Genomic DNA, 23,375 nt, shown 5'->3' with positions numbered 1-23,375 from the left:
CCGCGCCGGCTAGCTGACCTGGGCCACCGGCGCCGGGCGTTGCTTGATCTCCTCCATGAACGGGAACCGGGCGGTCAGCTCGGCGAACGTCAGGCCGGCCCGCCAGGCCGCGGCCACCTGGGCGACCTGCGCCAGGTCCATGACGTCACCGCGCGCGAGAACCTCTCCCGAGACGCGAAGGTCAATCATGAAGTACCGGGCCTGCGATCCCAGCCCCACGCAGATCACGCCCTCGTCGGAGTGCAGTTCGGCGCAGGTGAACCGGGCCCGCCCCTGCTCCGGCGCGGTCACCCGGCCGATGTCGAGCCCGTGGCGGGCAGCGGTTTCGACGAGCGCGGGGGCCAGGCCACCCCGCTCGACCAGATCCGGGTAGAGGCGCACACCCAGCGCCGTCGACACCTCGCTCATGACTGACTCCCACTTCCTTGTGACAGAGACCAGCAGCGCGCAGGTTACGGTAAAGTTTCCGGCACGCCTCGTCATCCTGTCCCCCGTGGACGCCCCACGGCAATAGGAAGGGTCGATTCGACCGCTATCGAGTAAGTGCCGAACCTCTTCGATGGGTCAGCGCCGTCCAGCTCGGAGGCACTGGGTCGGTGCTCCGCCGCCCACTGGTCAGCATCGGGCGGTAACGGGCGGTCGTGATATTGGAAACACTCTTGACAGAAAGACATGATATCGACATGCTTCGCTCTAGAGAGCGCTCTCTATCCTGGTAAACCGCCTCCACCACCCCCCAAGCTGAGGAGCCTCCCGTGTTCACAGCCCGGCCCAGCCTCCGCTTCCGCCCCCTCGTACTCCTGGCGGCCGCCCTCGTCGCGACCGCGACGGCGCTCGTCGTCCCGGCGCACCCCGACCGGGCCGAGGCCGCCATCGGCCCCATCAGCTGGCAGGACGAGTTCAACTCCTCCGCCGGCACGCCCGTCGACCAGAACAAATGGCGGTTCGACACCGGCGGTGGCGGCTGGGGCAACAACGAGCGGCAGTACTACACGAACAGCACCAGCAACGCCGTCCACGACGGTCAGGGCAACCTCGTCATCACCGCCCGTCGCGACAACCCCGCCAACTACCAGTGCCACTACGGGCGCTGCGAGTACACGTCGGCACGGCTGCTGACGGCGGCCACCTTCACCCAGACGTACGGGCGGTTCGAGGCCCGGATCAAGGTCCCGCGTGGTCAGGGCATCTGGCCGGCCTTCTGGATGCTCGGCACTGGCGGCGGGTGGCCCGACGCTGGCGAGATCGACGTCATGGAGAACATCGGCCGGGAGCCCAACACCGTCTACGGCACCGTGCACGGGCCCGGGTACTCCGGTGGCGGCGGCATCACGGGCAGCCGCACCCTTGGCGCGCCGCTCGCCGACACCTTCCACACCTACCGGGTGGACTGGGAGCCGAACGTCATCACCTGGTACGTCGACGGGGTGCAGTACCACCGGGTCGATCCCGCTCGGCTCGGCGGCAACCGTTGGGTGTTCGACCACCCCTTCTTCATGATCCTCAACGTGGCGGTCGGTGGTAACTGGCCCGGCTACCCGGACGGCTCGACCCAGTTCCCGCAGCAGATGCTCGTCGACTACGTCCGGGTGTCCAGCTACACCTCAGGTGGCGGGGGCGACCCAACTCCCGGCACCAACCGGATCCGGGGCGCGCAGAGCGGTCGCTGCATCGACATCCCCGGCGCCAACCCGGTCGAGGGCGCCAAACTCCAGATCTGGGACTGCAACACCACGGCGGCCCAGAGCTGGACCTTCGCCTCCGACGGGACCATCCGCGCGATGGGCAAGTGCATGGACCCGGCCTGGGCCGGCACCGCCAACGGCACCGAGGTCAACCTGGTCAGTTGCAACGGCAACACCGCGCAACGCTTCACGCTCAACGCCTCCGGCGACCTGGTCAACCTCAACGCGAACAAGTGCGTGGACGTACGGGAGGCCAACCCCAACAACGGCGGCAAGCTGCACCTGTGGGACTGCCTCGGCGCCGCCAACCAGAAGTGGTCTCGCATCTGACGATCCGAGCTCTAAGGCGTAGGCCGTCCGAGGAGAACTCGGGCGGCCCACCGCCGTTGGGGGCCTCCGCCCACCTCGTCGAACCGGATTAACTCGATGGGTGGGGAGGCTCGGCTTACGCCCACTATGGTCGGATTAGTCCAGAATCCGGCAGTTCCGGGAGTGAGCTCATGTCGCACCACCTCGATACGCCCCTGGCCGCCCAGGGCGGTCAGTTGTACATCGACGACCTGTACGTCTTCAACGGTGACCGCGCCACCGTGTTCGTCATGGACGTCAACAGCTCGGTGACCAAGGCCGACATCAAGCGCGGCTTCCACGCCGAGGCGCGTTACGAGATCAAGATTCACATCAACGGCACCGAGGTGGAGGACCTGACCTACCGGTTCGCCTTCGGCGAGCCGGACGGCGACGCCCGGCAGGCCCTCCAGTTGTACGAGCTCACCGGAGCGGACGCCCGCGACGACGCCGCGATGGGCACTCCCATCGCCGAGGGGCGAACCGGCGAGGTGACGACCGGCGGCAACGTCCGGATCTGGGCCGGCCGGATCAGCGACCCCTTCTTCGTCGACCTCGACGAACTCGCCACCATCAACGGCGCGGTCAAGAACGGTTCGCGGGTGGACCGCTCGGCGTGGCGGGTCGACCAGGCCAAGAACAGCTTCGCCGGCACCACCGTCGAGTCGATCGTCCTTGAGGTCTCCCACGACGAGCCACTGCTGCGCGACGGCACCGAGATCGGCGTGTGGTGTCGCACCATGCTGGCCACCGACGCCGGCGGATGGCGGCAGATCAACCGCGCCGGCCACCCCATGATGTGGCCGATCTTCTGGCCCCACGACACCGACTTCTCGGACCCCGCCAACTTCCGCCACCCCGGCAGCGACCTCACCGAGGGCGGCGAGGAGATCGCGAACGCCGTCGCCGGGGTGGTCAAGGCGAACGGCACCGCACCGGACCCACAGGCGTACGGCTGGAGCGTCGCCCGACAGCTCTACCCCGACCTGCTGTCATACAAGGTCGGCACGGCCGCGAACTTCGGCTTCGCGGTCCGCAACGGGCGCACCCTGGCCGACAACGCGCCTGAGGTGATGTTCTCCCTGGTCCTCAACACCGGCACCACGGCCGGTCTCACCTCGGACGTCACGAAGGCCGCCCGTTCCGCCACGTTCCCCTACGTGGTCGCGGCCTGAATCTGCTCGCGGGGCTCGGCTGCCGGCACGGCGCCGAGCCCTTGCCGTGCGCGCCCTCCGCGACGCCACAGCGCGGTCCCGGACCTCCCGCGATCGTGCTCGATCCAGGAAAGAGGCTCCTCCCGCGCGCTCGACTGCACCACCTCCAGGATCGAGCACGAGCACCGCCGACCATCGAGTGATACGCGTGCCATTCGGCCTATATAGGGCATTTTGCGTAGTTAGTCTCTTAAGTGCTTCCCAGGGTTGTTTAGGACTAAGGAGACTCGATGCGTAGAAAGATCCTCGCAGGCGTAGCCGGTGTCGCCGCCGTCGTCGCGCTCGCCGGGCCGGCCGCCGCGGACACCACCGGCAGCACGATCGTGACCCTCACCGTCGACGCCGCCGGTGGTCTGTCGATCACGGTGCCGGCGACGGCGAACCTCGGGCACGGCGTGGAGGGCTCGACGATCTCCGGCCAGCTCGGCCCGGTCACCGTGCTGGACCAGCGCGGTTCGCTCACCCCCAACTGGACCGCCGAAGTCGTCTCCACTGACTTCGTCACCGGCGGTGGCACCGCCGGGGAGAGGATCCCGGCCATCAACGTCCTCTACTGGTCCGGTCCTCCGACGGCGACCGCCGGTGGCGGCACCTTCACGCCGGGGCAGCCCACCGCCGCCCAGCAGGTGATCATCAACGTTCCCCGTACGGCGATGAGCCACACCGGCGGCACGGGCAACAACTTCGCCACCTGGAACCCCACGCTGGTGGTGAACGTGCCCGAGGGCACCGTCGAGGGTGTCTACACGGGGACGGTGACACATTCGGTGTTCTGAGCCGCTCGGCCGGCTGGTGCTGCTGGCCTCGGTCGCCCTCGTGGCGCTCGGGGTTTCGGCGGCACCAGCCGTTGCCGTGCGGGAGCAGCGTCAAGAGCCCGCCGAGGAGTCGGCAATCAGTATCCGCATGTTGGACGTCCCGGCCAGTCGGGTGCAGGACCCCCGTGCCCGGGTCTACATCGTGGACCACCTGAAGCCCGGGACGACCATCAACCGCCGGGTCGAGGTGCAGAACACCTCTGGCGAGACGCAGAAGATCGAGTTCTATTCCGGTGCCGCGTCGGTCGAGAACAACGCCTTCACCGTGCCCGATGGGCGCACCGGGAACGAACTCAGCGGGTGGATCCGGCTGAAGACCGCCGCGATGGAGCTGGACCCGGGCGAGCGACGACCGGTCGAGGTCGAGGTCGCCGTGCCTAGGAAGGCATCGAAGGGCGAGCGGTACGCCGCGATCTGGGCGCAGGTCACCAGCGCGAAGGAGCGCACCGGCAACGTCACCCAGATCCACCGGGTGGGCATCCGGGTCTACCTCGACGTCGGTCCGGGCGGTGAGCCGCCAACGGACTTCCGCATCGAAGGGTTGGCCGCGGAGCCCGGCCCTGGCGAGTTTCCCGTGGTCACCGCGAAGGTCACCAACACCGGCGAACGCGCACTGGACATGACCGGCACCCTGTCGCTGACCAAGGCGGCGGTCCAGGCCGGGCCGTTCAAGGTGACCAACGGCGTCACGATCCTGCCGGGCCAGAGCGGCCAGGTCCGGATCGAGGTCAACCAGGCCCTGCCCGCCGGGACCTGGGACGCGCACGTGAAGCTCGCCAGCGGCACCGTGGAGCGCACGGCGACCGGAACGATCGTTCTGCCCGTCGCGGCGCCGATGACGGTCGCGACGTCCAGCGGGCCGAGTTGGCTGGTCTACACGCTCGGCGGCGGCGTCGCCCTGCTGGTACTGGTCACCCTTGGTGGCTGGTATCTCGTCCGCCGGCAGCGGGCCCAGCTGGCCTGACGTTCCCCGACCAGAAACTGCCCGGCCGTTCCGAAGGGAACGGCCGGGCAGCGACGTTTGACGGGACGGGCTGGCTGAGCTAGAGGACGGAGTGCGTCACGACCGCCACGTAGTCGCCGACCACCACCCCGGACGGGAGGGTCACCAACAGCGTGGGGTTCCAGGTGGCGGAGTTCGGACCCCCGGTCTGGCCGGACCACCCGGCGGCCGTACGTGGGGTGTCCAACACCGCCCCGGGCTGCGGGACGAAGGATCCCTCCCCGGTGCTGGCAAGGGCGGGCCCGGAGGCGTACGTGATGTTGCTGTTGGGGATGGTCTCACCGCCCGAGCCGGAGCCCGTGGTGAAGTTCGTGCTGGACACGACGCTGACCCAGTTTCCGGAGAACGGCCCGCGGTCGTCGATGACGGTCACCGGGCCGAGTTGGCCCGAGACGCCGGTCGCGTCCGAGGTGACGGTGCCGAGTGCGGAGATCGCCGGGACGCTGATGGAGAGCCCACCGAGCGGGGTGATGACCAGTTCGACGGGCCGGGTCGCGGACTGGTCGAACGAGTCGGTCACCCGGACGGTGAACGGGAACGTCCCGGACACGGTGGGCGTGCCGGAGAGCAGTCCGGTGACCGGGTCGAGGGTCAGCCCAGCGGGCAGACTCCCGGCGCTGACCGACCAGGCGAACGGACCCGTGCCACCGGTCACCGTCAGCTGGTACTGGTACGGGTCGTACGCCCTGCCGGGTGGGGGCGGTGGGAAGGTCAGCGTCGGCGACGCGTTGACCGTCACCGACGCGGAGGGGGCCGACTGTGGGCCGGTCCCGGCGGCGTTCGTCGCGGCCACCCGGAAGGTGTACGTGGCACCGCCGGTCAGCCCGGTGACGACCTGGGTCGTGGCGGTCCCGGTGAAGACCTGGGGGGTCTGCGCCACTCCGCCGAGGTACGGCGTCACGGTGTAACTGGTGATCGGCGTGCCTCCGTTGGCCGGGGCCGTCCAGCTCACCGTGGCGGCGTTGGTTCCCGCGGTGGCCGAGGTGATCGCCGGCGCCCCGGGCAGGGTGTATGGGACCACCGCGGCCGAGGGTGGGCTGGCCACGCCCGTGCCGTAGGCGTTCACCGCCGCGACCCGGAAGGCGTACGACGAGCCCGGGATCAGTCCGGTCAACGTGCGGCTGGTGGTGGAGGCGTCGAAGGTGAGGGTCGGTTGGGTGACGCCGTCCCGGATCGGGGTGATCAGGTACCCGGTGATCGGGCTGCCGTTGCTCGCCGGCGCGGTCCAGCTCACTGTGGCGCTGGTGACGCCCGCGACCGCGGTGGGCGTGGCTGGCGTGCCCGGCGCGGACGCGTAGACGTAGGTCGCCGACCCGGCCGAGCCTCGGGTGACGACGCTGACCGTGACCGTCGCCGGGCTGGACCGGGCCGGCATGGCGGAGATGCCGAGGGTGCCGTCGGGGTTCACTGTGAAGCAGCCGGCGGCCGGGCCGGAGGTGCACGGCACCAGCACCACCGAGGTGCCGGCCTGCTGTTCTGCGGCCGTACCGATGGTGATCGCGGTCGCGCCGGTGAGATTGCTGCCGCCGACGGTGACCGCGATGCCCCCGGCGATGGAGCTCTGCGCCGGGGTGACGGTGACGCCGCTCGGTGCGGCGGCCGGCGCCACGGGTGTGGTGACGGTGGAGTAACCCGGATTCGCGTCGATCGACGATGAGGTCGCCACCGTCGCGGTCTGGATCAGCGCCGGCGTCACGCCGGTGCCGGTGACGGTCGCGACGACAGTGAGGGGTGCCAGGGAGCTGCCGCCGGCGAACGGGCCGTTGCTGTTGGTGCAGGTGATGGTCTGCCCGGACGGTGCCGCGCAGACCCAGCCGGAGCCGAACGCGCTGCGCGGTACGACACCGGTGGGCACGGTCTGGGTGACCGAGATCGGCGACGTCTCGGTGGCTCCGGCATCGACCCCCGCCGTGATCGAGTAGGTCACGGGGTCACCGGGCTGGGGGGCGGCAGCGACCGCGCTGGTCTGCGACACGTTCAGGTCCGGCACCGGGTTGAAGCTGACCGCCCGAGCGTTGTCGACCTCGTGGAAGTCGGTCACCGAGCCGGTCGATCCCACCCAGCCGAAGGCGAGTTGTCGGGGGTGACCGCTGGCGTTCAGCCAGGTCGGCGACGGGTACAGGCTCGGCGACACGACGGGGAGGCTGCCGGCCAGGGTCCGCGGCGACCCACCGACCGGGGTGAACCTGACCCGGTACTCCCCGGCCGGAACGGTGATGCCGGTGGTGGTGGTGAACGAGGACGAGGTGGTGTTGGCGACCACCTCGACCGGCACCACCGAGGCGGCCCGGGTGCTGGCGCGCAGCGCCACGGGGGGCGACGAGGTGCTGGTGGCGGTGCTGTTGATCGCGCAGTAGCCGACCCCGTTGCGGCCCGGCCCCCGGATCACCACCTGGCCGGGGACCCGCGTGTTCGTGGTCGAGATGTACGGCGGATTCGTGCAACCGGTGCCCTGGTAGAGGCTGTTGCTGAAGTTGCCGAAGACGTCCAGACCGATGCCCAGGTAGCCGTTGGACAGACCCACCGAGCCACCGTTGAACGCCGCCGAGTAGCCCAGTGATCCACCCGACTGCCCGATCACCGCCGGCGACCGCGGGTTGGCGGGGTCGACCGCGGCCAGCGCGAACGCCAGGCCGTCCGCTCCGGTGCTGATGCCGCCGTACTGATAGGTGTTGAAGGTGACGTGCAGTCCCTGCGAGGTGGGCACGCTCACCGCACCGAACACCCCGCCCTGCCGGTTCGCGACGGCCGGGGTGAGCCGTAGCTTGCCCGAGCCCTGCGGATCGGTTGCCGTCGGGCAACTCAGCAGCGGGCCGATGGTCGAGTTGCCGGCCGCGCTCAGGCAGGCGACGTTGGTCGCGGTTGGGCTCGTGGCCGGCACGCCCGGCACCGTCACCGCGCCGATGCCGTCCGGGGTGTTGTTGTGAAACGGCTGGTCGAACAGGACGGACCCGGCCGCCCACGCGGGGAGCGGCGCGACCGCGAGAGCTCCCACGGTCACGGCTACCGCCAGCGCGGCGATGCTGCCCGGACGACGCCGGCCCCGAAACGACATGCCCACTCCCAGCTTTCACTCCAGTCCCGATCTGGACTATATCCCCCCAAAAACGCCCATATTTCTTGTACGGGGATAAGCGGGCTCGGCACCTGGCCGCGCAAAAGCGGACCGACCCCATCGGTCACGCCGAGGGGGTCGGTCCGCTGAGACCGGAAGCTGTCAGCCTTCGATGTCCCGGGGGTCACGGCTGCGGGGGTAGGTGTTCTTCTCCCCGATCGTGCCGTCCTGCTTCTTGATCACGTGTTCGACGCCGCGGTCGGCCGCCATCTCGCGGCCCTCGGCCTGCGCGTCGGCCTTCACGTCATGCGTGCTGGTGGCCCGCTCGTGGCCCTCCGGCTTGTTCTTCCACTGACCGTCCTCGTGGTACGTGTCGACGTCACCCTTGGCCATGGCCGGCTCCCTCCCTGCGTCTGAACTGTCCCCCCAATCAGTGCCCAGAGCCGGGCCGGGCAAACCGCCGTCCTCAGGAGACGGCCGGGCAGTTGTTGCTCACCCGCCGCAGGATCTGTTCGCGTTCGTCGGTGGTGATGCCCGACGGCGTGCCGTCGAAGTGGGTCTCGACCTTGTCCCAGCCGCGGCGTTGCTCGTAGTGCAGGTGCGGCGCGCCGGAGTTGCCGGTGCTGCCGAGCCGCCCGATCTGGTCACCCTGGGCGACCTTCTGACCGACGGTGACCAGTGGCGGTTCGAGCATGTGCAGGTACTGCGTCTCCCACTTGCCGCCGTGGTCGATCTTCACCCAGTAGCCGCCGCCGCGCCCCCGCGGGCCTTCCGGGTTCTCCGGGTTGCGGCCGCCCAGCGAGCCATTGATGCCCGCCACGGTGACAGTGCCGGCGTACGACGCGAGCACCGGCCGCCCCCACGTCTCGCCCTCGGTCGGGAAGAAGTCGACGTCGTAGTCGTCGTGACCGGGGTAGGTGCTGAGCTGCCACGTCTCGCCGCAGGTCACCGGCATCTGGAAGAGCGGGCGTGGCCCGGCCGGTCGCAGCATCGGCACCGCGACCACCGCGACGCCCAGGACGGCCGCCACCGCGACGAGCGCGAGGAGGACACGGATGGCACGGCTTCGAGGGCGGCGGTGGGAACGGGCTCTGGTCGGGCGGCCGGTCGTCACCGGCCCGAGCATGGCAGATCCCGGCAACATTCCGACCCCGAGGTGGCGCACCCACCGCGGTGACATTGCAGTCGCATCGTGAACGAGATACCGTGGGATGCAATGCAGTCGTATTGCAACGAGAGTGGGCCGCCATGCACGTGATCACGTTGTCCGAGGTGACCGCCACCATGACCGCCCTGGTCGGCGGCAAGGCGGCCGGGCTGGGCGAGCTGATCCGCCACGGCGAGCAGGTCCCCGACGGTTTCTGCGTCACCACCGAGGCACACCGGCTCGGCGTCGTCCCCACGGCCGAGGTCGTCGCCGCGTACCAGCGGCTCGGCGCGGGCCCGGTGGCGGTGCGCTCCAGCGCCACCGCCGAGGACCTGCCGGACGCGAGCTTCGCCGGGCAGCAGGACAGCGTCCTCAACGTCACCGGCACCGCCGAGCTGATCGCCGCCATCGAGAAATGCTGGGCTTCGCTGCACGGCGACCGCGCGACCGCGTACCGCGACGCCCGCGACATCGATCATGAAACGGTGCGGATGGCCGTCGTCGTGCAGCGCATGGTCACACCCACGATGGCGGGAGTGCTGTTCACCGCGAACCCGCTGACCGGCCGCCGCGACGAGATGGCCGTCGACGCCGCGCCCGGCCTCGGCACGACAGTGGTGGACGGCGCCACGGCCGTCGACCACTACATCCTCGACGACGTCACGCGCACCGAGGCCGGATGCCTGACGTCCAGGCAGCTGGCCCGCCTCCGCGCCACCGGCGAGCGGTTGCAGGCCCACTTCGGCTGCCCACAGGATGTCGAGTGGGCGATCGACGCGGACGACGTGCTGTGGCTCCTCCAGTCCCGGCCGATCACCAGCCTGTTCCCCGCCCCACCGCGCAGCGGGAAGCCCCTCCCCCGCGTCTACCTGGAGTTCGGGCACGTCCAGGGCATGCTGCAACCGGTCACCCCGATGGGCATGTCGACCCTGCGGACGCAGATCGCCGCGATGCTCGCCGCGCTCGGGGTACGGGTCGAGATCGTCGACATCGGCGGCCGCCTCTACGGCGACCTGACCGACCTCGCGCGCGACCGGTCGTCCCGCAAGCGACTGGTGAAGCTCCTGGCGGTCGACTTCGGGCCGCGCGCCCAGGCGGTGATGCAGCACGTGCTGGCGGATCCCCGGTTCGCCCCGACCAGCGGCGGCGCCCGGCGCGGTGGGGCACCGGCGGCCGCGTCGCTGCGGACGGCCGGCCGCGCGGTGGTGGGGATCCTGCGGGCGCTGACCCGTCCCGAGGCCGCGCGGGCCCGGATGTTCGAGGCGATCGAGCAGCTGAGAATACGCTCGGCCGCCCCCGCCGACCTGCGTACCACCGCCGACCGGCTGCGCTTCGTGCAGGCGCAGGACGCCGACGCCGACGACAGCGCTGACGCGATCATGTGGCCGATCGTCGCCGGGATGCTCGCCGCCGCCCTGCCGACCGCGCTACTCAAGGGCGTCGCCGGCCCGGACGAGATCCACACCGTGCTGGGCGGCATGCCGCACAACGTCACCATCGAGATGGACCTGGCCCTGTGGCGGCTCGCCCAGGGCGTGGGCGAGCACCGCCAGCTTCTCCTCGACACCCCGCCGGCCGAGTTGGCCGCACGGTACCTGCGCGGCACGCTGCCCGACATCGGCATGGCGGCCTTCCTGGACATCTACGGTCACCGGGGCGTCGCCGAAGTCGACCTCGGCGTGCCGCGCTGGGCGGAGGACCCGACGCCGATCTTCGCCGCGGTCGCCAACTACCTGCGGGTCACCGATCCACAGCAGGGCCCCGACCAGCGCTTCCAGCGGGCCGCCTCGGCGGCGGAGACAGCGCTGGAGGAATTGGTCGCCCGTGCTCGCCGTCGGCGGCCGGTGCGGGGCAGGATCGCCGGCTTCCTGCTGCGCCGGGCGCGATCGTTGGCCGGCCTGCGCGAGGCCGGCAAGTTCGCCGGGCTGTACCCGCTGCGCGAGACCCGCCACCAACTGCTGCTCATCGGCGCCGCCCTGCACGGCGCCGACCTGCTGGACCAGCCCGACGACATCATGTTCCTGACCCTCGACGAGGTGCACACCGCCGTACACCAGGGTGTTGACCTGCGCGGCACCGTCACTGCCCGACGGGCGGTGCACCGCCGGGAGTTGCGGCGTCGGACGGTGCCGGTGGCACTGCTCTCCGACGGCACGGATGTTGAGACCGTCCTGCCGGCGACGTCGGCCGGCGACGGGACGCTCGCCGGAGTGGGTGCGTCGGCGGGCCGGGTGACCGGCCCCGCCCGGGTCGTGCACGACCCGGGCACCGCCCACGTCGAGCCCGGCGAGGTTCTGGTGGCCGCGACCACCGACCCCGGCTGGACCCCGCTGTTCCTCACCGCGGCGGCGCTGGTCACCGAGACCGGCGCGATCATGGCGCACGGCCCGACGGTGGCCCGTGAGTACGGCATTCCCGCCGTCATCTGCGTGCCGGACGCCACCCGGACCATCGCCACGGGGCAGCTCGTCACCGTGGACGGCGGCGCCGGAACCGTCACGCTGCACTGACCGTCGGCCCCCGAGCGAGAAGGACGACCATGACCGACACGAAGACGCCAACCAGGGCGCGGGTGGGCCCGCTGCTGCGTCGGGCCGCCGAGGCCGAGGCCGCGACGTGGCGCAGCCTGTACGTGTGGGCGCGGCGGCGCCCACTGCCGCTGGGGCCCGGCGACGAGCCGTTCGGCTACCTCGGCGTGGTCAAGCCGATCCTGGGCATCTTCATCGGCCTGTCCGTCGTGGAGATCCCGATCTTCGACGTCGTGGTCACCCACGTGGTGCCGTGGCGGCCCGCCCGCTGGATCGTGCTGGGCCTCGGCATCTGGGGTCTGCTCTGGATGATCGGCCTGTTCGCCAGCATGACCATCCACCCGCACGTCGTGGGCGACCGGGGCCTGCGGGTGCGGCTCAGCTGGGGCATCGACATCTGGATCCCGTGGACGGACGTCGAGGCCCTGCGCAAGCGCTACCGCTCGCTGCCGTCGAGCAGATCGGTGCAGGTCGAGCAGGAGGGTGACCGTCAGGTGGTGTCCATCTCGGTCGGCAGCCAGACCAGCATCGACGTCCTGCTGCGCCGGCCGCTGACCTTCGACCTGCCGAAGACCGGGTCCACGCCGATGAACGAGCTGCGACTGTACGTCGACGACCCGGACGGTCTGCTGCGCAGCGCGCGGGGCACCCCGGTGAGCCACACCGTCAGCCGGTGACCGCCGCGCTGGCGGAGTGTCCGGGCCACCCACTGTGAAACGATCGAGGCCATGCCCAAGAAGGTCGATCACCAGGAGCGACGCACCCTCATCGCGGACGCGCTGATGCGGGTCGCCGCGGATCAGGGCCTGGAGGCCGTCAGCCTCCGACACGTGGCTGCCGAGGCCGGCGTGTCCGCCGGGATGGTCCAGCACTACTTCCGGACCAAGGACGAGATGATGGCGTTCGCGTTGAGCGTGGTGCGTGAGCGCAGCCAGTTCCGGGTCACCGAGGCGGTGGCACGGCTGGGCGAGACCCCGTCGCCTCGGCTGCTGCTGCGCACGATGCTCGCCGCGCTGCTGCCGCTCGACGAAGGCACCCGCGACAACGGGCGGGTGGCACTCGCGTTCCTCGCCTACACGGCGGTGCGACCGTCGGCCGCGCCCAGCCTGCACGAGGACACCGCGCAGTTCACCGGGTTCATCGCCAGTGTCCTGCCCGACCGGCACGGCGACGCCGCTGCAGCCGGCCTGCTGGCGCTCATGGAGGGGCTCGGTGTCTACCTGCTGGGCGGGCAGTACACCGCCGAACAGGCACTGGGCGCGCTGGACGCCCAACTGGACCTGCTCTTCGGCTCGTCGGCGGCCGCCTGAGCGTCGTGGTCCACCCTCAGCAGCGTGGCACGTTCGGGATGTACCCGTCGTAGCCGGTCAGCACGTAGGCGTCGGAGACGTAGCGGTTGGTGCCGATCCGGTTCCAGATGGCGGTCGTGCCGTACGGGCCGGTGACCGTGCTGCCGACGGCCTGGCAGTAGACGGCGACGGTGGCGCCGTCGGCGACCGAGCCGACGACCGGATAGCTGGCGCCAGGGCCGGAGCGCACGTTGAGGCTGGACGCCTCGGTGTTCACCGTGCCCGAGCCGATGCCGGTGATCCCGTTCACCAACTGCATGTAGTAGGTCCAGTTCCAGTTCGGGCCCGGGTCGGTGTGGGTGGCACCGGGCACCTCACGGTGGGCGATGATGTGCGCCCGATCCCTGGGTATGCCGTACTTCGTGGCGAGGCTACGGGTGAGCGCGGCCGAGGCGCGGTACATCGCGTCGGTGAACCAGGCGGGGTTGTCGACGTATCCCTCGTGCTCGATGCCGATCGACTCGGTGTTGTAGGTCCAGTTGCCGGCATGATGGCCGATGTCCTTCTCCCGCACCGACTGGGTGACGGCCCCGTCGGAGGAGCGGAAGGTGTAGTGCGCGCTGACCTTGGCGGCCGGGTTCTGGAACCAGCTGATGGCGCTGGCGTACGAGCCCTGCGTCATGTGGATGACGATGCGGGTGACCGGGTGGCTGCCCGGTCGACTGGCCACGGTGTAGTTGCTCGTGCTGGCCGGCGCCCACGCGGCCGGCCCGTAGTCGGTGCTGAGGGTGCCGATCCCGCCGAGCACCGCGGCCCGCTCCAGGCCACCCCGCCGGGGCGCGACCGGCCGCCCGGCCACCGCCTCGCCGCGCCCGGTGAACCCGGCACGCAGCAGGTCGTAGACGGTGTCCGCGTAGAGCCGCGCGACCGACGGCTCGCTGGCGCCGCCGTACCGGGCGACCGGTCCGTACCAACCGTTCACGTCGTCGCGCGCCGAAGCGGTGAGGCCCGCTTGATCGGCGTACGAGCGCAGCACCGCGGCCGCCCCGAGCACGTTCGCCGCGGGTTCGGTCCGCAGCGCGGCCGGACTGAGCCGGGTGAGCGCGGCAGCCTCGTCCAGGGTGCGCACGCCGGGGTTGCTCGCCAGGTGCATCAGCCCGTGACCGCCTGCCGCGCTCGGTGTGCCGCCGTGCATGTCCAGCCGCGACTCGGCGTACCCCAGCGCCACCAGCAGGTCGCGCGGAACGTCGTACCGCGCGGCGGCGGTGTCGAACGCGACGGCCAGCGGGGCGGCCGGCGCTGGCGTCCCACCGGGGCCGGCGATGGCCGGTGACGCGACCGCGACGACTCCGGTCAGGGCGGTGGTCAGGGCGAGCAGGATCCGGCCTCGGTGGAAGCTACGAACGGACATGAGCACTCCTTGCGGTAACTGAGGTTGGCGGCCGGTGAGCCGCCAACCTCGGCGGTCGAACTCGTCAACACCAGCCGTTGATCGGACCGTTCACACCGGTCGACAGGTAGGCATCGGACACCCAACTGCCGTCGCTCAACCGGTTCCAGAGCGCCGTGGTGCCGTACCGCCCGGTGTGGGAGGTGCCGTTGGCCGAGCAGGAGATGGTGACGGTGGCGCCGTCTGCCACCGAGCCGAGCGAGCCGTAGCCGGTCCCCGGTCCGGCACGTCGGGTGAGCACCCCGCCGCCGTTCGCGTCGACAACTCCCTGGTTGAAGCCGAGCGCGCCGTAGTTGTAGAGGCCCGCGCCTGCACCGGCCCAGGCCGACCCGTGCCGTGCCCCGCCCTGGTAGGCGGCGGCGCCGTTGGCCAGTACCCACTTGCCGATGTCGTGGCCGGCGATCGGCACGTACGCGCTGTTCTGCCGGAGCCCGAAGTGGACGTGCCGGCCGTAGGCGGCGCCGCCGCAGGTCACGTCGGTGCCGGTGTTACCCAGGGCGGCGCCCTGGCCGACGCTGGCACCGTTGACGGAGATGCTGTTCCAGAGGTGGTAGTAGTCGGTCGAGTAGCCTCGGTCGTGGATGACCCGGATCCACCCCTGACACATCGTGTACGCCGCTCCGGCCCGCGCCGCGCGGACCACCTGGTCACCACCGGCCAGGTCGACCGAGCTGTACGGCAACTCACTTCCGCCCCAGCCATGCGGGCCACTGGTGAGCGTCCACGTCTGGCCCACACCGAACGGCAGGGCCATTCCGGTCCGGTAGTCGCCGCCCGCGTACATCGGGGCCGGTGTGGTGGTGAGCACGCTCCTCTCCGGAGCCGTCACGAGGGGCGACTCGGCGGCCAGCTCGCCGAAGGCGGCCTCGCCGTCGAAGGCGATCCGCCAACCGGCGGGCTCGGACCGGGCGATGAAGATCGACCCGGTCGGGTGCGCGTCCTCCTGCCGGGGGGCGAGAACGACGGCGGTGCCGAATGCCCACCTGCCGCTGGTGCGGCTGACGGTGATCCGGGTGTCCGGTCGCACGTCGGCCGTGGACCGCTCGGCGGAGCCGAGCAGCTTGGCGGTCACCGCGGCGGTGAGCGCGGGGGTGACCGCCGCGGCGGCGGCGCTGGGCGCGGTCCCGATCAGGCCCGTGACCATCAACAGGGCCATGGCTGCGCCACCGACCAGTCGTCGACCGTGTCTCATCGTGCCCTCGCTTTCGATGGGGATCCAGGCCGGAGCGATGGAGCGCCCGCGGCCGCTGAGGGGTGGGGTACTGGCAGGGTTGACCAGGGGTTATCGCACAGCCACGGAGACGGAGGTAGATATTGACGCTGATTGTTGTGTAGTAAACCGTCGAAGTCAACGCACCCATCGAAGGTTTCCTACATCATCCGATTTCGCGCATCGACCACAGGCAGGGTGACGGACCGACGAGGATGAACCGATGAGCCGTGCCCTTCGGTCCCGGCCGGTGTTGGTCGAGGAGGCACACCGGGCCACCACCTTCGAGATCTTCTTCGACCTGGTCCTGGTCTTCGCGCTGACGCGGCTCATCGGCTTCATGGCGGAGTCGCTGGGGCCGCTCACCCTCTACCAGGGGCTGCTGCTCCTGCTCTGGTTCTGGTACGCGTGGAGCTGCTACGCCTGGCTGGGCAATCAGGTCCGCGCGGACAACGGCCCCGTGCTGGCCGGAATGCTCGCGGCCATGGCCGCCATCTTCGTGGCCGCCCTGGTGATCCCAGAGGCATGGCAGCGCCACGACGGCGCGTTGAGCCCGCCGCTCACCCTGGCCATCGCCTACATCGCGGTCCGCGGGGTGCACCTCACCCTGATGACCTACGCCTCGTCCGGCAACCCGCAGTACCGCCGGCAGACCCTGCGCTTCGCCGTGTCCACCACACTCGCCTGGATCCCGCTCGTGGTGGGAGCCGTCCTCGGCGGGACCGCGCAGACAGTTCTGTGGACCGTGGCGTTCCTCGTCGACTACGGCGGCGGCCGGATCGCCACCGCCGCCAGCTTCGGGGAGGTCCGCAGCGGGGCACACTTCGCCGAACGGCACGGTCTGGTGCTGATCATCGTGCTCGGTGAGTCCCTGCTGTCGGCCGGGGCCGGCGTGGGCCGGGCCACGATCGCCTGGCCGGTGCTGGTGGCCGCGGTGTTCGGCTTCGCCGCGACCGTGTGCCTGTGGTGGCTCTACTTCGTGGGCGTCGCCCCGGAAGCCGCGAAGATGCTGACCTCGGCCTCGCCACGCACCCGACGCCGTCAGCAGTTGGCGTCGGACGCGTACACGCTGGCGCACCTGCCGCTGGTCGCCGGGGTCGTCTACTTCGCCCTGGGCATCCACCTGATCCTCGCGAGCCTGACGGACCAGCCTCGGCACCCCGCCGGGGAGCCGATGGGATGGCCGGCGACGACAGTGCTCTACGGCGGTGCCGCGCTCTACCTCATCGGTCGTCTGCTGTTCCTCCGGCTGACCGTCGGCGGCTCGCCGGGTCAGCTCGTCGCGATCGGCGTTGTCCTCCTGCTGCTGCCGGTGGCCCGGATCCTGCCCGCGCTGGCCGCCCTCGGCCTGCTGGCGGCCTTCCTCACCGCCCTGGTCCTCTACGAGCGGTTGACCCACGCCGAGTGACCACGTCGTACCGTCAACAGATCGACGGGATTGTGCGACTCCCGCTCGCCGTGGCAGTCTGCGCGTCATCGGTGCCGGGAGGGGCGGTGGCACATGTTGAGCATGGACGGGGCCTCGGTCGGCTACGGCGACGCGCCGGCCGTCCTCAGGGACATCTCGGTGACGGTCCGACCGGGTCGGGTCCTGGCGTTGACCGGGTCGTCGGGCGCCGGCAAGACCACCCTGCTCAACGCGATGGCGGGGCTGTTACGGCCACGGGACGGCTCAGTGACTGTCGACGGGCAACCGCTGCGCGACCGTGATCACGCGGTCGAGCACCGGATCGTCCTCATCCCGCAGGAAAACGGCCTCGCTCCCGTCCTCACCGCGGCCGAGAACCTTCAGGTGGCGCTCGTGGCCGGTGGAGTGACACCACCGGAGGCCCGCCGGCAGACCGTCGCGATGCTGGATCTGCTGGGCCTTGCCGGCCAGGCCGACCAACTCGTCGAGGAGTTGTCCGGTGGCCAACAACAGCGTACGGCCGTCGCCCGCGGCCTGGCCCTGCGTGGGGGTGTGCTGCTGGCCGACGAGGTGACAAGCGAGCTGGACGCGGGCAATCGGCAGCGGGTGCTCGATCTGTTGCACGACGAGGCGCGGCGGGGCGCGGCCGTCGTGTTCGCCACCCACGACCCGGAGGTGGCCGCCGCCTGCGAAGCAGAGCTGCACCTCGTCGAGGGGCGGGCGGAGCTCCTCCGCGACTGAGGACGCCGGTAACCGGCAGGTCTCGGTCCCGTCGCACGGGGCGGCGGAGCGGCGGACGGCTCGATAGCCTCGGCGTCAATGCTGACCGTCATCTCGGGTGCGATCGCGGCCCGCCGGGCACAGGCGTTGGCGGTGCTTCTGCTCGCGGTGCTCGCCAGTGCCGCCGCGGCGGCCGCACCGAGCTACGTCGCCGCGGCCGGGCAGGCGCTGGCTCGGTATGAGATGTCCAATGCGGAGCCGAACGAGCTTCGCATTCGGCTCGCCGAGGGTGTCGAATATCCGGGGATGCCCACTGACCCCACCCGGACCACGTTCGCCAGCACTGTCAAGCGACTGACGCCGGCCGGGTTCGACGTCGTCCTGGGCGCTCAGGCCGGTGGCGTCGCCACCGGTCGAGCCGGGACCGTGACCTCCAGCCTGATCTTCCGAGCGGGAGTGTGTGCGCAGGTCGCCGTGACCGGCGCCTGCCCCCGGGCCACGTCGAGGGACCAACTCCCCGAGGTCATGGTCAGCACGCACACCGCCGCGCGGCTGGGTGTCGCCGTCGGCGATCGGTTCACCTTCGCCGCGGTGCCGGTGCGGGTGACCGGCATCTACCGACCGCTGGACGTGACCGAGCCGTTCTGGCTCGGTGGGGAACTCATCCGGCCAGCCACTGGAGGCTCGGCCAGCACGTCGATCCCGGGCAGCGCCGAGGATGCCATCTTCACCGCCGAAGCCTCTCCCCTGCCCGATGACGATGCCATTCTGCATCGGTCGACGGCCGACCTCTACGTCACCGAGAAGCTGCTGGACAGCACGTCCATGCCGGAACTGCGGGCCACGGTCATGGCGGTGCAGCGGGACGGAAACCGCCAGAGCTTCGGGGCCGGCACCACCGCGACCAGCCTGTTCGATCGCATCGCGCGGCAACGCGGGCAACTGGCCGACGGCGTCACGCTGGGCGCCGGGCTGCTCGTGCTGCTCTGCTGGCTGGTGCTCTTCGTCGCGGTCGGTTCGGCGGCGGACCAGCGACGACCGGAGCAGGGTCTGCTCCTGCTTCGCGGGGTGCAACGCCGACGACTGTGGGCGCTGGCGATCGGCGAACACGCCATACCCGCTTTGGTCGCGATCCCCCTCGGCTGCTTGGGTGGCCTCGCCGCTGCCACGCTGCTCGCCGCTCACACGCTTCCGGCCCGCGCTGACGTCATGCTGGACGCCAGCGTGGTCGCTTTCGCCGCCATCGGCGCCGCCGGCGCGCTCGCCGCGGTACTGCTGGCCCAGGCTCGGATGCTGTCCGCACCGGTCGTCGACCTGCTACGTCGGGTGCCGGCCCGGGTACAGGGATGGCGGGCGACCATCGGTGACGTCGTCGCGGTGTCCATCGCGGTAGCTGCCGTGGTGCAGTTGCGCTCCGGCGGGTCGCCCAGCGGGCTGGCACTTGTGGCACCGGTCGCCGGGGCGCTCGCCGCGGGTGTGTTGCTGGCACGGGTCGCGATGATGGCCGGCGCCGCGGTGGGTGCGGCACTGCTGGCGCGGGGCCGCACCGCCACCGGCCTGGCCCTGGTGCAGGTGGCCCGGCAGCCACGGTTCCGGCCCCTGATCGCGCTGCTCACCGTCGCTGTCGCGATGCTCGCCTTCACGGCGGCGACGAGCGAGGTCGCCTCGGCCGCCTACAGCGATCGCGCGGTCGTGGAGGTCGGCGCGCCGCGCGTGGTCGCGGTCGACGCGACGTCCCGTACGCACCTGTTGACGGCCGTGCGGGCGGCTGATCCCGAGGGTCGCTTCGCGATGGCCGCGGTCGTGACGAGAGAAGTTCCCAACGGCGGCACACCGGTACTCGCCGTGGACTCCGCCCGGCTGGCGACGGTGGCCGTGCCGCACCCGTCCTACGGAGTGTCCCTCGCGGACGTCGCACGGTCCATCCGCCCCGATCCGCCCGGGGAACCGGTGCTGCTACGGGGGCGGCTGCTCACCATCGTCGTGTCGGCCGGCTTCGACGCCGAGGCCTTCGGGGGGAATCGGGTGCGCCTCGCGGTGACCGTCTCCAGCGCCGATGGCACCCGGGTGGTCACCGCACGCCAAGACATCCTGCCCGGCCGCGACGACTACGTCCTTGAGGTGCCCGAGTGCGTACGGCAATGCCGCCTGGTCAAGATCGAAGTAGTCGCTCCGGTGGTGGCGCAGGACCTGACGGTCCACTTCGAGGAGCTGCGCAACGGCAATGACAACGCCGAGACGGTGGTGCTGACCGGTACGCAGTTCGCCGATCTGAAGCGGTGGCGGCGCTCCGTCGCGGCGGATGACTCTGTTCTCAGCGCCACGGGCGGCGCGGCCCCGGCGCTGGCCCTCGAAATGTACGAGAACCGGCGTGTGACGCCGGCCGGCATCAGTGTCGTCGATTCACCGTTCCCGCTGCCCGTCTACCTGACCCGGTCGGAGGGGACGCCGCTCGGCGGGGCTCATGCGCACGAAGGCGTCGACGGGGCACCGACCACGGCCCGGGTCGAGGGCGTGGCCGACGGTCTGCCGCAGCTCGGTGGCGCCGGCCTGATCGTCGACCTGGAGTACGCCGACCGACTCGCCGTCGCCGGCCAGAGCGGCACCAAGGAGGTGTGGCTGGCTCCAACCGCGCCCGCCGACGTCCTCGACCGGCTTCGCGCACAGGGTCTGGCGGTCATCGGTGAGCGGACGATCACCGGAGTTCGCCAGGACTTCGATCGACAGGCTCCGGCGTTGGCGCTGCGCTTCAACCTGTTTGCCGCACTGGCCGGGGTGCTGATCGGGGCGGCCGGCCTCATCGCGATGGCGGCGGCCGAGCAGCGTGCCCGGGTGGCCATGTTGGTGGCGCTGCGTCGGCAGGGGTTGCCACCACGCGCCGTCCGTGGCGGCTACGGGTTACCGGTCGCGGTCGCCGCCGTGTCGGGCGGTCTCGTCACCCTGGTGATCTGGCTGCTCACCCGCAGCGGACAGCGGCTGTTCGGTGACGGCCGTTCCCCGGTCCCACTACCCGAGTGGCCGGACATCGGCCGTCTGTTGGTGTTCGTGGCGCCCACGGTCACGCTGTTCGCTCTCACCGCTGTCGTCCTCGGTCGGGTCGTCGCCGCCTCGGTGCGCCGCCGGAGCGGCCGATGACCGCCGACCCGCCGGAGCGGCCGATGACCTCCGAGCCGCACGACGAGCCGTTGACCGTCGCGCGGCCGGCCGGGGGTGTGGCCGTCACCTGCCACCGGCTGATCCACATCTATTCCACCGGTACCGGCGACGTCGTCGCGCTCTCCGGCGTGGACCTGCGGATCTCGCCGGGCGAGATGCTGGCGTTGGTGGGGCCGTCCGGCTCGGGAAAGTCCACGTTGGTGGCGATCCTCGGCGGGCTCATGCAACCCTCCGCCGGACGCGTGTACGTGGGCGACCATGAGTTGTCCCGGCTCTCGTCGAAGGGTCTGGCGGCTCTCCGTGGAGCCACGGTCGGCACCGTGCTCCAAGGCGCCGAACGCAACCTGCTGCCGTACGTGTCGCTGTCGCGCAACATCTGGTTGGCGCAGCGACCCGCGGCACGCCTCGCCGGACGCCGGCTCGACCCACCGGAGGCGATCCTGGACCTTGTCGGTCTCGCGGGCGCGGGCACTCGGCGGGTGGGCGACCTGACCCCGGGGCAACGTCAGCGGGCCGCTCTGGCGCAGGGGCTCGCGGCCGGGCCCGGGCTGCTCCTGGTCGACGAGCCGACCAGCCAGCTCGACGCGTCCGGTCGGGACGAGGTGCTCGCGGCGCTCGCCGCCGTGAACGCGGAGCGGGGCACCACTGTGGTCGTGGTGACCCATGACGGCGAGGTGGGCGCCCGGCTGGGCCGAGCGGTCACCATCCGGGACGGCCGGGTCGGCGCCGAGGGGCGCAACGGCCGTGATTTCGCCGTGGTGGCCGGCGACGGCACGATCCAGTTGCCGCCCGAGACGTTGGCGACCTTCCCGGCCGGGACGCTTTTCGAGGTCGACCACACCGATCAGTCGATCACTCTGCGCGCGGCGTCCACCCCGTCGCCCGGCGGCGGGGACGACGGGGTGGCACGGGCCAGCGGCGAGCCGGGCCACGCCCTCTGATCGTGGTGCCGAAGTCGCGGTGTCCCCGGCGACGGGAACACCGCGACTTCCCCGAACCCGAGTGGACCACCCCGGCTCAGTGGGTGGTGACGCCCGCGCGCGCCTTCAGTCGGCGCAGCTCGTCGGCGGACATCAGCCAGGTGGAGTTCGTCGTCCCCAGGCCGAGGAGCACCTGGTCGAAGGTGTTGCCGTCGTTGTCGTCGGTGTAGCAGACGCTCACCTCACCCCAGGGTGACGCGGCGACCGCGAAGTGCTCCTGTCGACCCGTCGTGGTCTGGCTCAGCGCCTGGGCGGCCAGCCGGCCGGTGGACGTACCGTCCGGGTTGAGGCCCCGCGCCCAGACGTCCGGGTTGGCGCCGGACACCGTCCAGCCCACCACCACGTTGTCCTGGTCGTCGATGCCGACCCCCGGAGCGATGGCACCGGTGCCGGTGGAGGCCTGCACCTCGTCGTGCCGGGGCGTGCCCGCAGCGGTGAACGATCGGGCCCAGACACCCCGGGTGCCGAGGTGGTCGGATTCCCATCCGACGGTGAAGTCACCGGCGAAGTTCGCCGCCACCGAGGCCCGCTGCTGCTGGCCGCCGTTCTGTGCGTTGGCCGTCCGCCGCGACAGCGCCACGGCACCGTTGGACCGGGCCAGCCGGGTCAGCCCGATGTTGTACGAGCCGTTCGCGTCGGCGTCCTCGTCCCAGACCACCAGAGCCTCGCCGGAGGCGGACACCGCCACGTCGGGGCGGTGGTGCGTGCCAGTCGTCTGCGAGGCCGTCACCTCGTACGCCTTGGTGGTGGCAGCGGTGAAGCCGGCGGCCTTGACGGTGGCGGGAGCGGTGCCCTGCACGTCCTCCCAGACCACCGTGAAGCCGACGGCGGCGGCGTTGCTGGGCGCGCCGTCCGGGTCGACCGAGACCTTCGGCCAGATCTGCTGCCCGGCGTCGCTGGCGTTGGCCTGCCCCGAGCCGAGCACCGCGCCGGTGGGCGAGACCACCCGGTACTGGATGTTGTAGACGCCGTTGCCGTCGCCGTCGGCCGCCCAGACCACCACGGCGTTGCCCCGGTCGTCGAGCCCCACATCGGGGCTGAGGTGCCGCCAGGCGGCCCCGCTGGTCCCCCCGGTGGAGAGCTTCAGCTCGTACGCGGCCGTGCCGTCGCGGAACAGGCGCACGTAGATCTCGCTGTGGGTGTCGTCCTCCGGGGCGGTGCTGTCCCGGTCGTCCTCCCAGACCACGGCGACGTGGCCGTTGCGGTTCATGGCGATGGACGGCAGGTCCTGGTCGCCGGTGGCGACGCTGTTCGCGGTGGTCCAGGTGACCGCCTCGGCGGTCATCGCAGTCGGGCCGGGAACCACGTTCGGGACCAGCAGGGACGCGGTGAGCAGTGCGGTGATCGCGGTCATGGTGGCTCTCTCC

18 protein-coding genes are annotated in these 23,375 nt (G+C 71.2%); 11 read left to right on the top strand and 7 right to left on the bottom strand.

Annotation, left to right across the window (positions count from 1 at the left end):
• Nucleotides 1-9: 9 nt before the first annotated feature.
• The gene (locus ACQRWP_RS04360) at nt 10-408 is read right to left on the bottom strand and encodes a hypothetical protein (protein ID WP_430500914.1); all 399 of its coding nucleotides are present in this window, start codon (nt 406-408) and stop codon (nt 10-12) included.
• Between the two features lie 347 nt (nt 409-755).
• Between ACQRWP_RS04360 and ACQRWP_RS04355 the strand changes: the two genes are divergently transcribed.
• The 4 genes from ACQRWP_RS04355 (at nt 756) to ACQRWP_RS04340 (ending at nt 5,026) form a co-directional block, all read left to right on the top strand.
• Nucleotides 756-2,015 (top strand): family 16 glycosylhydrolase, encoded by a 1,260-nt coding sequence (locus tag ACQRWP_RS04355; protein ID WP_430500913.1) that lies wholly within the window; start codon nt 756-758, stop codon nt 2,013-2,015.
• 170 nt (nt 2,016-2,185) lie between these two features.
• A complete protein-coding gene (locus ACQRWP_RS04350; protein WP_430500912.1) occupies nt 2,186-3,208 on the top strand; it encodes a DUF4331 family protein in 1,023 nt (340 codons plus the stop codon).
• A gap of 269 nt (nt 3,209-3,477) precedes the next feature.
• The gene (locus ACQRWP_RS04345; RefSeq protein ID WP_430500911.1) at nt 3,478-4,023 is read left to right on the top strand and encodes a hypothetical protein; all 546 of its coding nucleotides are present in this window, start codon (nt 3,478-3,480) and stop codon (nt 4,021-4,023) included.
• Nucleotides 4,024-4,150: 127 nt separating this feature from the next.
• Nucleotides 4,151-5,026, top strand: coding sequence for a hypothetical protein (locus tag ACQRWP_RS04340; protein WP_430500910.1), 876 nt, complete (start codon nt 4,151-4,153; stop codon nt 5,024-5,026).
• A gap of 79 nt (nt 5,027-5,105) precedes the next feature.
• Here the strand turns inward: ACQRWP_RS04340 and ACQRWP_RS04335 are convergent, their stop codons facing one another.
• From ACQRWP_RS04335 to ACQRWP_RS04325, 3 genes are all read right to left on the bottom strand, one after another.
• Nucleotides 5,106-8,120 carry a fibronectin type III domain-containing protein gene (locus ACQRWP_RS04335; RefSeq protein ID WP_430500909.1) on the bottom strand — a complete coding sequence of 1,005 codons (3,015 nt, stop codon included), beginning with the start codon at nt 8,118-8,120 and terminating at the stop codon, nt 5,106-5,108.
• A 162-nt stretch (nt 8,121-8,282) separates the two neighbouring features.
• Nucleotides 8,283-8,513 carry a DUF2188 domain-containing protein gene (locus ACQRWP_RS04330; RefSeq protein WP_410821154.1) on the bottom strand — a complete coding sequence of 77 codons (231 nt, stop codon included), beginning with the start codon at nt 8,511-8,513 and terminating at the stop codon, nt 8,283-8,285.
• Between the two features lie 73 nt (nt 8,514-8,586).
• Nucleotides 8,587-9,246, bottom strand: coding sequence for a M23 family metallopeptidase (locus ACQRWP_RS04325; protein WP_430500908.1), 660 nt, complete (start codon nt 9,244-9,246; stop codon nt 8,587-8,589).
• Nucleotides 9,247-9,368: 122 nt separating this feature from the next.
• Here ACQRWP_RS04325 and ACQRWP_RS04320 point away from each other — a divergent pair, with 122 nt between their 5' ends.
• Genes ACQRWP_RS04320 through ACQRWP_RS04310 form a run of 3 tightly spaced genes read left to right on the top strand, consistent with a single transcriptional unit; the run spans nt 9,369 to nt 13,105 of the window.
• A complete protein-coding gene (locus ACQRWP_RS04320; protein WP_430500907.1) occupies nt 9,369-11,777 on the top strand; it encodes a PEP/pyruvate-binding domain-containing protein in 2,409 nt (802 codons plus the stop codon).
• A gap of 29 nt (nt 11,778-11,806) precedes the next feature.
• Complete coding sequence (locus tag ACQRWP_RS04315) at nt 11,807-12,472, top strand: PH domain-containing protein (RefSeq protein ID WP_430500906.1); 666 nt, start codon at nt 11,807-11,809, stop codon at nt 12,470-12,472.
• Between the two features lie 51 nt (nt 12,473-12,523).
• Nucleotides 12,524-13,105 carry a TetR/AcrR family transcriptional regulator gene (locus ACQRWP_RS04310; RefSeq protein WP_430500905.1) on the top strand — a complete coding sequence of 194 codons (582 nt, stop codon included), beginning with the start codon at nt 12,524-12,526 and terminating at the stop codon, nt 13,103-13,105.
• 16 nt (nt 13,106-13,121) lie between these two features.
• Here the strand turns inward: ACQRWP_RS04310 and ACQRWP_RS04305 are convergent, their stop codons facing one another.
• Both ACQRWP_RS04305 and ACQRWP_RS04300 read right to left on the bottom strand, forming a co-directional pair.
• Nucleotides 13,122-14,495 (bottom strand): N-acetylmuramoyl-L-alanine amidase, encoded by a 1,374-nt coding sequence (locus tag ACQRWP_RS04305; RefSeq protein ID WP_430500904.1) that lies wholly within the window; start codon nt 14,493-14,495, stop codon nt 13,122-13,124.
• Between the two features lie 64 nt (nt 14,496-14,559).
• The gene (locus ACQRWP_RS04300) at nt 14,560-15,726 is read right to left on the bottom strand and encodes a peptidoglycan DD-metalloendopeptidase family protein (protein WP_430500903.1); all 1,167 of its coding nucleotides are present in this window, start codon (nt 15,724-15,726) and stop codon (nt 14,560-14,562) included.
• 241 nt (nt 15,727-15,967) lie between these two features.
• Here ACQRWP_RS04300 and ACQRWP_RS04295 point away from each other — a divergent pair, with 241 nt between their 5' ends.
• From ACQRWP_RS04295 to ACQRWP_RS04280, 4 genes are all read left to right on the top strand, one after another.
• A complete protein-coding gene (locus ACQRWP_RS04295) occupies nt 15,968-17,152 on the top strand; it encodes a low temperature requirement protein A (protein WP_430500902.1) in 1,185 nt (394 codons plus the stop codon).
• A gap of 93 nt (nt 17,153-17,245) precedes the next feature.
• On the top strand, nt 17,246-17,893 hold the full coding sequence (locus ACQRWP_RS04290; RefSeq protein ID WP_430500901.1) for an ABC transporter ATP-binding protein: 648 nt from the start codon (nt 17,246-17,248) through the stop codon (nt 17,891-17,893).
• A gap of 78 nt (nt 17,894-17,971) precedes the next feature.
• The gene (locus ACQRWP_RS04285; protein ID WP_430500900.1) at nt 17,972-21,007 is read left to right on the top strand and encodes an FtsX-like permease family protein; all 3,036 of its coding nucleotides are present in this window, start codon (nt 17,972-17,974) and stop codon (nt 21,005-21,007) included.
• A gap of 23 nt (nt 21,008-21,030) precedes the next feature.
• Nucleotides 21,031-21,969 carry an ABC transporter ATP-binding protein gene (locus ACQRWP_RS04280; RefSeq protein WP_430503402.1) on the top strand — a complete coding sequence of 313 codons (939 nt, stop codon included), beginning with the start codon at nt 21,031-21,033 and terminating at the stop codon, nt 21,967-21,969.
• 76 nt (nt 21,970-22,045) lie between these two features.
• On the opposite strand, the gene ACQRWP_RS04275 is transcribed toward ACQRWP_RS04280, so the two are convergent.
• Nucleotides 22,046-23,362 carry a hypothetical protein gene (locus ACQRWP_RS04275; protein WP_430500899.1) on the bottom strand — a complete coding sequence of 439 codons (1,317 nt, stop codon included), beginning with the start codon at nt 23,360-23,362 and terminating at the stop codon, nt 22,046-22,048.
• Nucleotides 23,363-23,375: the final 13 nt, after the last annotated feature.

Source organism: Micromonospora trifolii (assembly GCF_050516465.1).
GTDB classification, from domain to species: domain Bacteria; phylum Actinomycetota; class Actinomycetes; order Mycobacteriales; family Micromonosporaceae; genus Micromonospora; species Micromonospora trifolii.
The sequence above is the reverse complement of the archived record's forward strand: the minus strand, read 5'-3'. Positions and strand labels throughout refer to the sequence as shown.